11 protein-coding genes are annotated in these 12410 nt (G+C 51.4%); 6 read left to right on the top strand and 5 right to left on the bottom strand.

Translation table 11 applies throughout. The features are described 5' to 3' along the window. Positions 1-131 precede the first annotated feature (131 nt). Positions 132-995 (top strand): SDR family NAD(P)-dependent oxidoreductase, encoded by an 864-nt coding sequence (locus ACYU87_RS13240; RefSeq protein ID WP_461134561.1) that lies wholly within the window; start codon positions 132-134, stop codon positions 993-995. 36 nt (positions 996-1031) lie between these two features. Next, positions 1032-2279 carry an FG-GAP repeat domain-containing protein gene (locus ACYU87_RS13235; RefSeq protein WP_461134560.1) on the top strand — a complete coding sequence of 416 codons (1248 nt, stop codon included), beginning with the start codon at positions 1032-1034 and terminating at the stop codon, positions 2277-2279. Between the two features lie 90 nt (positions 2280-2369). Here the strand turns inward: ACYU87_RS13235 and ACYU87_RS13230 are convergent, their stop codons facing one another. The 4 genes from ACYU87_RS13230 to ACYU87_RS13215 all read right to left on the bottom strand — a co-directional run bounded on the left by ACYU87_RS13230 (position 2370) and on the right by ACYU87_RS13215 (position 4170). Then, positions 2370-2720 carry a hypothetical protein gene (locus ACYU87_RS13230; RefSeq protein ID WP_461134559.1) on the bottom strand — a complete coding sequence of 117 codons (351 nt, stop codon included), beginning with the start codon at positions 2718-2720 and terminating at the stop codon, positions 2370-2372. Between the two features lies 1 nt (position 2721). After that, entirely contained in the window at positions 2722-3072 is a 351-nt protein-coding gene (locus tag ACYU87_RS13225; RefSeq protein WP_461134558.1) for a hypothetical protein, read from the bottom strand. Between the two features lie 55 nt (positions 3073-3127). Next, the gene (locus ACYU87_RS13220; protein ID WP_461134557.1) at positions 3128-3475 is read right to left on the bottom strand and encodes a hypothetical protein; all 348 of its coding nucleotides are present in this window, start codon (positions 3473-3475) and stop codon (positions 3128-3130) included. Positions 3476-3660: 185 nt separating this feature from the next. Further along, positions 3661-4170 carry a hypothetical protein gene (locus tag ACYU87_RS13215; RefSeq protein WP_461134556.1) on the bottom strand — a complete coding sequence of 170 codons (510 nt, stop codon included), beginning with the start codon at positions 4168-4170 and terminating at the stop codon, positions 3661-3663. 165 nt (positions 4171-4335) lie between these two features. Between ACYU87_RS13215 and arfB the strand changes: the two genes are divergently transcribed. The 4 genes from arfB (at position 4336) to ACYU87_RS13195 (ending at position 11506) form a co-directional block, all read left to right on the top strand. Then, complete coding sequence (gene arfB / locus ACYU87_RS13210; protein ID WP_461134555.1) at positions 4336-4737, top strand: alternative ribosome rescue aminoacyl-tRNA hydrolase ArfB; 402 nt, start codon at positions 4336-4338, stop codon at positions 4735-4737. A 493-nt stretch (positions 4738-5230) separates the two neighbouring features. Next, positions 5231-8392, top strand: a complete 3162-nt coding sequence (locus ACYU87_RS13205) for a SusC/RagA family TonB-linked outer membrane protein (protein ID WP_461134554.1) — start codon at positions 5231-5233, stop codon at positions 8390-8392. 14 nt (positions 8393-8406) lie between these two features. Then, positions 8407-10002: a RagB/SusD family nutrient uptake outer membrane protein gene (locus ACYU87_RS13200; protein WP_461134553.1), complete on the top strand. Its 1596-nt coding sequence runs from the start codon at positions 8407-8409 to the stop codon at positions 10000-10002. 43 nt (positions 10003-10045) lie between these two features. Next, on the top strand, positions 10046-11506 hold the full coding sequence (locus ACYU87_RS13195) for a sulfatase family protein (protein ID WP_461134552.1): 1461 nt from the start codon (positions 10046-10048) through the stop codon (positions 11504-11506). Between the two features lie 180 nt (positions 11507-11686). On the opposite strand, the gene ACYU87_RS13190 is transcribed toward ACYU87_RS13195, so the two are convergent. Then, positions 11687-12367 carry a 3-keto-disaccharide hydrolase gene (locus ACYU87_RS13190; protein WP_461134551.1) on the bottom strand — a complete coding sequence of 227 codons (681 nt, stop codon included), beginning with the start codon at positions 12365-12367 and terminating at the stop codon, positions 11687-11689. Positions 12368-12410: the final 43 nt, after the last annotated feature.

Below are 12410 nucleotides of genomic sequence, written 5' to 3'. Positions count from 1 at the left end.
CGAATGAGTGAAACAGCGAAAGAGTGAATCGTTAGTGCAGTGAAAAAGCATGCACCAGCAACTCGCTTTTTAAAATGCATAACCTCAACTTGAGCGCGTTTGTTGAGCCAGATTATGGGTAAGTTTACACCATGAAGCCTATTAGCAAACACATCCTCATCACTGGCGTTTCGACAGGTATTGGCTATGGCGCAGCCAGGCACTTTATTGATCGGGGATATACCGTTTTCGGTAGCGTTCGAACGCCGATAGATGCCGACCGTTTGCAGCAGGAATTAGGTGAATCATTCGTTCCGCTCCTGTTCGATGTAACGGATCAGGACGCTGTTGTGGCGGCCGCCCGTTCGCTTGACGAGCGGCTGGCGGGTAGTGGCCTGGGCGGGCTGATCAATAATGCGGGTATTGCTATTGGCGGTCCCCTGCAAGATCAGCCGATGGCTACCATCCGGGCTCATTTCGAGGTGAATGTACTGGGTTTGATTCAGGTTACGCAGGCGTTTCTGCCATTACTCGGCGCCCGCGACAATCATCCCGTTCAGCCGGGTCGCATTCAGAACATCAGTTCGGTGAATGGGCAGGTGGCTATTCCGTTCATGGGGGCTTACGTTGGGTCTAAACATGCGGTGGAGGGGCTGTCGCACAGCCTGCGCCGTGAGCTGGTCTTGTTCGGAATAAGGGTAATTATTGTTGGGCCTGGAGCCGTAAAAACGCCTATCTGGGACAAAGGAACGGATATGAGTACTTATGCCTGTACGCCTTATTTTCCGGCCATCAGTCGCTTTCTGAAACAGGTTGATGCCTCTAAAAATAAAGGGTTTTCTATTGATTACCTGGGTAAACGCATTGTCGATATTCACGAAACAGCCCACCCCTCCATCCGGTATGCACTGGTGCCTGGTAAGCTGACGGGCTGGGTGCTTCCCCGCCTGTTACCCGCCCGTACGCTGGACTGGATTCTGAGCCGAATTAGCGGACTGCGCGCCCCCAAGCTGTAAACAAGTGTATCGTACGCCGATAGGATAACAAATGCCATGAAACAAGCCCTCTTTCTCCTTTGCTGCCTAACTGCCTCCTTTGGAATGGCGCAACCGGATACAACCCGGCAAAATGCACTGAATTTTACTGTTCAGGTGGTTGATAACCAGATTGGCATTGGCTATGGCCTCGCTATTGGTGATGTTGACGGCGATCGTCAGTCCGATATTCTGCTGGCCGATCAGAAAGAGATTGTCTGGTACCGAAATCCCGGTACGAAGACTGATACCTGGAAACGGCATGTCATGGTGGCCAATCTGACTCCGCAGGATAACGTTTGCCTGGCCGCCCGCGATCTGGATGGCGATGGGCGGGTGGAGGTGGCTGTTGGGGCGGGCTGGAACCCAGCCGAAACCAGCGACAGTACAAAGTCGGGCGCTGTTTTTTACTTGCTGCGGCCGCAGGACCCAACCCAACTATGGGAGCCCGTCCGTTTGCCGCACGAAGTGACGACCCACCGGATGCGCTGGGCCAGGGTTGGGCGAGATACCTACCAGTTAATTGTAGTTCCGTTGCATGGCCTGGGCAACAAAAACGGGGAGGGGAAAGGCGTTAGAATCTGGGGCTACGAATTTCCGAAGAACCCGCGTGCTGCCTGGAAACGCCACCTGGTTGACTCGACCATGCACCTGACGCATAATCTTGAGGTTTGGGAAGATGGCGAAAACGGCTCTGCCACGGGCCTGATCGTTGCCAGTAAAGAAGGCGGGACTATTTTTCAGTGGAAAAGGAACAACTGGCGCCCTGTCGACACCGAAGCTGCCAGTAATGCGCTGCCTCTGTTGACCAAAGGTGTAGAAGGCATTGGCGAAATTAGGCGGTTGGATAAGGGTAAAGGCATTGCCACCATTCAACCCATGCACGGGAGTCTACTCCAGGTGGAAAGTGGCGACTACACCCTCAGAAAAGTAAGAAGCAAGGAAGACGAAAAGCAGATCAGCGTTCTCACGGATATACTCAGCCAGGGGCATGCCCTGGTGTGCGGTGACTTTATGGGTGTAGGTAGCGACCAAGTAGTGGCAGGATGGCGAAATCCTAATGCCGATAAGAACGTCGGTATCCGGCTCTTCAAACCTCAGGAGCAGGGTAGCGTCGCGGGTTACGTCATTAACGATAGCGTGCGCATGGCCTGCGAAGACTTACAAGCCGCCGACCTCGATGGGGATGGCGATCTGGATCTGATCGCATCGGGCAGGGCTACGCTGAATGTGTTGATATACTGGAACGGTCTGAAAACCCGGTAACTTTCCAGACAAAATACGCTGAAGCAAGTGGGTTAGCCGGGTGAAACGATGCCATGTCACCCGGCTAACCCACTTGCTTTGTGAACCCTGTTACTGATTACTCAGCTGTCCCGCTAATGACCGAATGGCGGCCGACAAGGCTTCCAGGCGCGTTGCCATGTCGCCTTCGGCTCCCATCATCGTGCTAAACTCGCCGGTTTGCGTTGCCAGCGATTCCAGCAGCTTGGCTAACTCGTCGGTGTTTACCGGAGTCGCTTCCGCCTGTGCCTTTACCTGCTCCAGCGTGCTGGTAATATCCTTTGTATTCTCCCCTTTACTAAGCTGGACCAACCATTGGTCGATGACGCTGGTACCGCTTTCGGGTGTCAGATTGCCCGGATCGCTATCCAGAACATCCATGGTGGAGTCGAGCAGCGTTGATGATTCTTCGTGCGTAAACATATTAAAAGCGGTTACTGAGACCGCGCAGTGCCTGCGCTAGCTGGGCTAGCTGACTGGCTGTTGACGGATCAACTGCGGGCTCATGCGAGAGAATTGATGTATGACTGGCCATGCTAAGCAGCAGATGCCGGATTTTTTCGAGATCGAAATGGCCCGTTTTCAGGTGATCACGCAATGTAGTGATCTCGGCCATGATTCGTTCAGCACCAACATCGCCGGGTAATGCGTTTAACCAGCCTTCGAGCAGTAAAATACCTCGTTCGGGTGAGAGTGTAGATAGGTTTTCCGGACCAAAAGCGCCGAGGGTATCGGTGAGCATTCGGTGTTCGAGGGTTGCGCTTGTTCCTTCCATGTTGTGTAGTGATTCTAAATTAATGGTGATCAACCGATCGGGTCAAATGTAATGGTTACAAATCAGCAGCCAAGTCGCGCAGGATCTTTGACAGACTTTCCAGTCCGCCTGTCCAGGTACCTTCTGCGGTTGGGCCTTCAGCAACTTCCTGTGCCGTGTCGGCCAAACTCGTTAGCAACGACCGTAGGTGCTGTTCGTCAGGCTGGGCCGATTGTAGGACCGTACGCAATTCGTTGAGCTGGTCTTTGATCCGGTCGATATTCGGGTCACCGTCCAGTGCCTGCAACCAGCCGTCAATCAGCATAACGCCCTGAGCCGCCGAAATATCGGCTTTGTCTGTAACCCGAAACAGATTGAGCGTTTCGCCGAGCATGCTCTCTTCTAACTTGTTTGATCCTAGCATCCTGATGAGGAAAATTTAAGCCTGTTGTTGTATAAACAACCCGCCTGACGATGGTTTGTTCAGTTGATAGAAGGGCTGTTGGCGGTTAAATTAACCGCCATTTCGGGCAAACCGGGGCCAGGTAACTATTCATCCTGCGAACGGCCCTACTTATTTCGGAAAGACAATGGCTCTCCCTACTGAATCTACTCCGAAGTTCCGATCGGAATACTACTCAGGGTGCCCCCGTTCCGGTTCGACAGGTCGTCATCGCTCATACCCAGGGCCGAAATTCCGGCCCCACTGGTTGCTGACTCGCCCCCAACCGTGCTGGTCATGGGTGCCTGTTTGTCGGGGTTGGTCATCGGCGTTGACGAGTTCAACTGCTGATTAAACCCCTGCAAAGCGTCAGAAAGCGTCGTAAGGCCTGATGCATGATCGGCCTCCGCCGAATTGGCAAGGTGCGTGATTTGCCCAACCAGTTCGTTGAGAATTTCCTGAATCCGGGTGCCGTTGAGGTTACTTCTCTGTAATTCCGTCCGTAGCGCAGTCAGGTGATGGGTGATTGGACTATCTTCCTGTTCGTCAGCTTTCAGAAAGCTGAGCCAGCTGTCAACGAGCGAAAGTCCATCTGTTGGCGAGATGCTGGCAACCTGGCTATTGAAAGCGCTCACGGTTATATCGATCAGGTTTGAAGCATGTTGGTTTATAGACATTGGTGTTTGTTGTTTACGATTTATCAATGCGGCTTACCGGTGATTTTTTGATCGTGGTAAGTCATATCATTGAATCCATTAGTTTTGAGGGAAACTGACACCTCAGACGATTGTTCGCTCGAAAGGCCGTTTTTCCAGTCAATCCGCCAATTAGCTTCATTAAGTATGGATACGTCCCGTTTACAGTCCGAATTACAGTATCAGTTTGCCCGTAGTGGTGGAGCTGGTGGACAGAATGTGAACAAAGTGGCCACCAAAGCAGAGCTGCGGTTCAACGTTCGCCAGTCGCAGCTACTTACCGACGGAGAGCGGACTGTCCTGGAAGAAAAACTAGCGGGCAAACTGACTACCGAAGGCGAACTGGTCCTGACGCACCAGACGGAGCGAACGCAACTGGCCAACAAAGAGAAGGTAACGAAGAAATTCTACCGGCTTATTGAAAAAGCGTTCGAGAAGCCCAAACCCCGTCGGGCAACAAAACCATCCCGGTCAGCCATAGCCGAACGCATCTCCTCGAAAAAGCATAAGGGAGACGTGAAGGAGAAGCGAAAAAAGGTCGATTTTTAACGTTTTTCCGGTATAATTTCTAGGCTACTGGTTTCGTGGTTGGTAGGGATCAATGTCTTGATCCTTACCAACCACGAAACCAACGGGTATGCTGTTAGCCCTAAGAAACGGATAGCAAAGACACACTACATCCAGCCAGTCAATAGGCAGTTGATAGGTTAAGCCTGTAACTTATTCATCCTCACGCCCGTGCCTCTTCAACAATTCGGATTGTCACTGAATACTGGTAATTCTCGATAGACTATTAGGTAAATGTTTGATAATCAATTTTTTAAGTTTTTCTTGGAAAAGAAATTTGGCTTATCAACCTTTGTTCATCGATTAACCATACTAGTAGATTCGACGCCAATTCGGGTCTGCTCATCGAGGTAGTTTACCCAGTTCTGTAACAGATTCTGGTAGCTGACTCAATCGCTCAATCAATGAGTCGCTTATTTATTATCCGGTCATGTCCAGCTCATGGACAAATGACAAGACAACTTAATTTACGCGTATGACTAATCATTTACGAAAAGCCACGAACGTGGGACTTCTGTTCATGCTGTTGCTGGTCGAACTGCGGGCGGCTTGGTCGCAGCCGGTCGCTCTGGCTCCTACTGTTCAGCAAAAAAGTGAGACCGTCAAGGCCATTATTCATCCACTTAATATCCTTAATTCCATTACGGGTACGGTTAAAAGTGAGACGGGTGAAACCCTGCCCGGTATCAATGTGGTCATTCGGGGTACAACGAAAGGCACGACTACCGATGCCAGCGGGAGATTCACCCTCGAGGCACCAGACAACGCCGTTCTGGTTTTTTCGGGTATTGGCTTTACTACGCAGGAGGTGCCGGTGAACGGGCGTAGCCGTGTTGACGTGTCGTTAACGACGGATAATAAACAGCTTGAGGAAGTCGTCGTTGTGGGGTATGGTACTCAGAAACGCAACAGCCTGACCAATTCCGTATCGCAGATCGGCGCGGAAGAAATTGCCCGTCGGCCGGTCTCCAATATTCAGCAGTCGTTGCAGGGACAGCTGCCCGGCGTTACCGTCCTCGATCAGGGCGGGTCGCCGGGTCGCTCTAACACGGCGATCCGCGTTCGGGGAATTACCACCTTCAACATAAACGGCATTGGTAATACGGCCGGAACCAACAATGGCACAGGCGGCTATGACATGAGCAAAAACGATGCGCTGGTAATTGTTGATGGTATCGAACAGCGGTTGTCCGATATTAATCCCGACGATATCGAAACAATATCCATTCTGAAAGATGCTGCGTCAACGGCTATTTATGGGTCCAGAGCGACAAACGGGGTTGTGCTGGTGACTACCAAACGAGCCAAAGGGAGTAAGGTTCAGGTTGAGTATAACGGGTATTATGCGCTTCAGAACTCGATCAACAAACCGCACATGATGGGTCTGGAAGAGTACATGCGGATGCAGGTAGCAGCCTATACCAATGCCGGCTCACCCTTGCCCGCCCGCTTTACCGAGTCGTCTATTCAGGCGTATGTAACGGCTACAGATCGGGAGAAATACCCGTTGCCCAATACCTGGTTTCAGACGGTACTTCAAACGGCTCCCCAGCAAAATCATACCATAGCGGTGGCGGGTGGTAACGAAGCGCTGCGTACCCGGTTGAGCCTTCGGTATCAGGATCAGGCAGGCATTATTACGCATTATGGAAGTAAAATTGGCGAAATACGTCTGAACACGGATTATACCATTTCGCCCAGGCTGCGGGTGAGTGGCGACATCAACTACCGCTACAATTACTCACAGGCACCTACTATTGACCCGGTCAACTTTTTATTGCATGGCTCGCTGTGGGCCGTACCCAAATATGCGGATGGTACGTATGGGCTGAGTACACAGGGTAACAATCCACTGATGTATGCCGAAATAGGGGGTGACTCGAAGCGATCTACGGACTACCTGGCAGGCTATGTCAAGGCCGACTGGGAAATTGTGGATGGCCTGACATTCTCGACACAACTGGCCGGTCGAGGCTTTTTTACCCAGGAGAAGAACTTCGCCAACTCCTACGTTAACACCGACAAAAATACTAACATAACAAAAACAGTAGCCAACAATACACTCACTGAAGTCCGCAACACCTTGCGAGAATATACGCTGATCAATTTGCTCACCTACGAGCGGAAACTGGCTAATCATAACCTGAAAGGGCTGCTGGGGTATTCGCAGATCGGCAATACACAAACGTTTTTGAGTGCCTACCGCGAGCGGTTTTTTAATAACGATATTCAGTCCATCGGGCAGGGAGCTAATGACGGAACCAAGAACAACAGCGGGTACGACGCCCTTTATGGCTTACGATCCTATTTCGGGCGCGTGAATTATGACTACGACGGGAAATACCTCGTTGAAGTAAACGGCCGGTACGATGGCTCATCCAAATTTACCGGACCTAAACAATACAGCTTTTTTCCTTCATTCTCAGCTGGCTGGCGACTGTCGAAGGAAACATTCTGGCAGGGGCTGCAAAAAACGGTTAATGACCTAAAACTGCGTGGCTCGTGGGGTATAACCGGTAACCAGTCCGTAAACCTGTACAGTTATTTCGCTGCCTTAACGGCCAGTGGCTACGATTTCAACGGGGCGGCTGTGCAGGGCTATCGCCAGACGACACTAGCCAATACCAATCTGGGATGGGAGTCGACCACGCAGCTTGACCTGGGTCTCGATGCTTCTTTTCTGCGGGGGCGCCTGAACCTAACCGTCGATTACTACCGCAAGCTGACGAACGATATTCTGCTGAACCTGGATATTCCAGCGACCATTGGGCTGACAGCTCCGCCCCAAAATGCCGGTTCGGTAGAAAACAAAGGCTGGGAATTCAGTCTGAACTACCGGGGAGCTAAAAATGCGTCGGGCTTTCAGTATAACCTGGGAGGTAACTTCAGTATAAATGAGAACAAAGTTGTTGACCTGAAAGGAACGGGGCCCTACATACTCGGGTCTGATATTGATCCGCGCTACATTATTGCCGTTGGGTTGCCGATCAATACGTTGTGGGGGTATAAAACAGACGGGTTATTTCAGACGCAGGAGCAAATCAACAACTACAAAGCGACGTATGCTGCCAATACGAAACCCGGCGACGTAAAGTACATAGATGCCAACGGTGATGGTAAAATTGACGCCAACGACATGACGAATATTGGTAACTCGTTTCCCAAATTCACGTTTGGCCTCAACTCCAACTTCGCATACCGGAATTTTGAGCTGAATCTGCTTTTTCAGGGAGCGGCCCAGGTAAGTACCCGTCTGGCCGGTGCACTGGCAGAAATGGGGAATCAGGAAGGCTTTACGCATTCTATTTATACCAACAATTACTGGACACCAGAGCATACCGACGCCCGGTTTCCGCGCCCCCTAAAATTTGATCTGCGTAACGTAGCTACCTCCGACCGGCTGGTGATCGACGGGTCGTATGTACGGCTGAAAAATGTTCAGCTTGCCTATTCGTTGCCGGCGGCCATTGCGTCGAAAGTGCGGCTGAGCCGAATTCGTACCTATGTCTCGGCCACCAATGTACTGACTCTGTCGAAGCTCAATGAGTGGAACCTCGACCCGGAAGCGGGCTCTGGCCGGGCGGTTTATTATCCGCAAACAGCGTTATATACGCTTGGCCTCAACCTCCAGTTCTAACCTCATTCAAGCTCATGAAACGAATAAACTATACGGTATTACCTTTCCTGCTGGCCATCTCAGGATTGCTTTTTACGGCCTGTGACCGGGAATTACTGGATACGGTGCCAAATGACCGGTTATCAGAAAGCCTGTTCTGGAAAACGGAAAATGATGCTCGTCTGGCGACCAATTCGTTGTACACGGATCTCGACAGTACTAACATCTTTAGTTGGGATGCCATGACGGATATTGCGCACACCAACCAGCCTTTCGATGTGCAGGCCTACGTTGAACTGGGGCAGTATGATGCTACCAGCGCAAAGGTTTTTGGCGAATGGGCCAAGGCTTACAAGGGCATCCGGGCCTGTAATTATTTCCTGGAGAACGTCGATAAAGTTACATCAACCAATACCACGCTGATCAGCCAGTTCAAGGGAGAAGCGAGGGCGTTACGGGCGTACCAGTACGTAAAATTGGCGTCTCTTTTCGGGGATGTTCCCTTGATTACCACGGATATTTCGCTGGATGACAGTCGTACGCTGGCTCGTGCTCCCATTACGCAGATCTGGGATTTTGTTGATAAAGAACTGAGCGATGCCGCCGGTTTATTACCCACCACCTATGCCGCTACCGATAAAGGCCGGTTTACTAAAGGGGCGGCTCTGGGTTTGCGGGCGCGGGCCAATCTGCTGGCCGGTCGCTACCAGCAGGCAGCTGATGCGGCCGACCAGGTGATAAAACTAGGTGTTTACGGATTGAATGACAGCTACGAAAAGCTATTTACGGTGGCGGCCGAAAACAATAGGGAAGTCTTGCTGGACCGGCAGTTCATCAAGGATACTTATCCGGTCAATGTCTTTAGCCTGCTGGCACCCTATAGCCAGAAAAGTGCCACCAGCACCTATGTGCCTACCAAAGCGCTGGTAGACCTGTATGAAACAACGGCGGGTAAGCTCATTACGGATACCAGCAGTGGCTATGATCCGGCCAATCCATACGCCAACCGTGATCCCCGGCTTCGGCTCTCTGTTTTTCTGACGGGTGATGGGCTGCCGAGCGGTATAACCTTCCGACCCGAGCCAACCAGTGGTACGGCCGATGCCGTTGGGAATACATATATTGCCTCGACAACGGGGTTCAATATCAAAAAATACGTCAATGCTGACGATTACGCCAATCCGGCAAACAATGGTATCAACATCATCCTGCTGCGTTATGCCGAAATTCTGCTGACGTATGCTGAAGCTAAAATAGAATTGAATCAGCTGGATGCCAGCGTAGTTTCGGCCATCAACGCCGTGCGCAATGGGCGTTCGGATGTGAAACAGCCCGCAATTAACGGCATCACCAGCCAGGCCGATTTACGAGCCATTGTTCGGCGGGAGCGAACCGTCGAATTAGCCTTTGAGGGCCAGCATCTCTTTGACATTCGCCGGTGGAAAACGGCTGAGAGTGTGATACCGGGCCCAATTTATGGGATTACTTACAAAACCGCTTCTGGGGCGTTGGCAACCGTTCAGGTAGTTGCCGTAAACCGAACGTTTGATAAGTCCCGTCATTATCTATGGCCCATTCCGCAGAAGGAACGTAACCTGACCCCAACGCTCACCCAGAATCCGGGCTGGTAGAGATTTGCCCGCGCGTACTTTTTTTAATAATTAGATTCATGTAATGATGCTTACACGCCCTTTTCGTCTTTTATATAGTGCGCTTCTGCTGGCAGGCGCTGGCCTGCTCATTACCGCCTGGGTCCGGAAACCGGCTCCCGTAACCCCGCCTAATGTTGTCCTGTTTTTCATGGACGATCTGGGCTATGGCGATCTGTCTTGTACTGGTGCACTTGATTATACAACGCCTAATCTGGACCGGATGGCGGCCGAAGGGACCCGATTTACTAATTTCCTGGCGGCTCAGGCCGTTTGCAGCGCGTCGCGGGCAGCCTTGCTAACAGGTTGTTACCCCAATCGGCTGGGTATTTCAGGCGCGTTAGGGCCAAACTCGCCTGTTGGCCTGAACCCAAACGAAGAGACCCTGGCTGAACTGCTCAAGGAGCGCGGTTATGCAACGGGTATATTCGGAAAATGGCATCTGGGCGATAATAAGCAGTTTTTGCCGCTGCAACAGGGGTTCGATGAGTATTACGGTGTACCCTATTCACACGATATGTGGCCGCGGCATCCCAATCAGGAAAAGGCGCAGTATCCGGCTCTGCGCTGGATTGAAGGTAACGAGCCAAAGCAGGAAATCAGGAATCTGGATGATGCCAGTGAGATAACCGAAACTGTTACCAAACGAGCTGTCTCATTCATTCGAAACCATAAGAAAAAGCCGTTCTTTTTGTACGTCCCACATCCGTTGCCGCACGTTCCGTTGGCGGCTTCGGCGAAATTTAAAGGAAAGAGCGCGCGCGGGATCTTTGGCGATGTGCTGATGGAACTGGACTGGTCAATCGGTCAAATCATGGGTGAGTTGAAGCAGCAGGGTCTGGATAAAAACACACTGGTTATTTTTATCAGCGACAACGGCCCCTGGCTGAATTATGGCGACCATGCGGGTTCGTCGGGTGGTTTCAGGGAGGGGAAAGGAACCTCATTTGAAGGGGGGCATCGCGTACCCTGTCTGGTGCGCTGGCCGGGGGTTGTTCCAGCGGGTCGGGTAAGCAACAAACTGCTGACGGCACTGGACATTCTACCAACAGTAGCGAACGTTTGCGGAGCCCGATTGCCCAAACAACGAATTGATGGGGTCGATTGGATCGCGCTCTTAAAAGGCGATAATACCGTGACGCCCCGTGATAAGTTTTACTATTACTATCGCAGAAATAGCCTCGAAGCCGTGCGGGAGGGCGATTGGAAACTGGTATTTGCTCATCCCGGTCGTACGTATGAAGGCTTCCTGCCGGGTCAGAACGGGCAACCCGGCCCAAGCACGGAAACGCATGAATTTGCTACGGCACTTTATGACCTGCGTCGTGATCCCGGTGAGCGGTACGACGTTCGGGAGCAACACCCGGATGTTGTCGCGAAACTGGAAAAAATTGCCGAAGAAGCCCGTACTGACCTTGGAGACGATATTCAGAAGCGTACCGGAGCCAATGTTCGCGAGCCGGGGCGAGTTACGGCAGGTCAGTAGACTGGTTGCCGGTTTACCATTTAGTCATGCGGTCGGGTTGTTGGTGCGATTCTCGAAACGGGTACCAGATGCCTGTTTAAGCGTTTACAGCCATACCTGTAATTACCTGATTTGTCCTCCCGACCAAAGGAGGGATGACAAATCAGGCTACACAAACAGAAGATCAAACAGATTCAAATACTACAATTCCCGAATCTGAATGTTTCGGTACCAGACGCGCTCTCTGGGGCTGTGGTTTTGCAGGGCAATCTTGCCTTTGGCGTGGGGTGTCGCATAAGGCCAGTTTGCAAATTTGCTTTTCGTTACCAGCGCCTTCCAGTCGTCGGACCCATACTGGTAATCGACTACTTTTTTGCCGTTCAGGAAGTGCTCCACGTGGCCTTTGTTAACCACAATACGGCCTTTGTTCCATTCGCCGGGGGCTTTGGCAACGTTGAAATCCGACGGTGGAATCATGTCGTAGTTCGCACCGGTCATCTGGGTATCCTTAAGCTTGTAAGGCTTGCCTTCAGCGTCTACATAGCCTTTATCGTCGATAACCTGATACTCCGGTCCCGACATATAGGTTGATTTAATATCGGGGCTATCGATTATTTTGTAGACAACGCCACTATTGCTGCCTTTTGGAATTTTGAAGTCGAATTCCAGGTCAAAATTTTCGTATTCCTTATCTGTTACGAGGTCACCGCCGGTACCGTCGGGAGTCATGGCTCCGTCTTCGACAGACCAGCCTACTACACCCTCTTTGTGGTAACTGTGCCAGCCTTTTATGGTCTTGCCATCAAACAAAGAAGTCCATTTGGGTGGTGCTGCCAGGGCAACGACACTGAGCAACAGGCAGGGGAGAAAAAGCTTTTTCATGTAGTTTAGAATTTTTGCCTAATGTAGGTAAAAACGCAATGCG

The organism is Spirosoma lituiforme (assembly GCF_054776635.1).
Note: the sequence above shows the minus strand (reverse complement) of the source record. Positions and strands in the feature narration are given on the sequence as shown.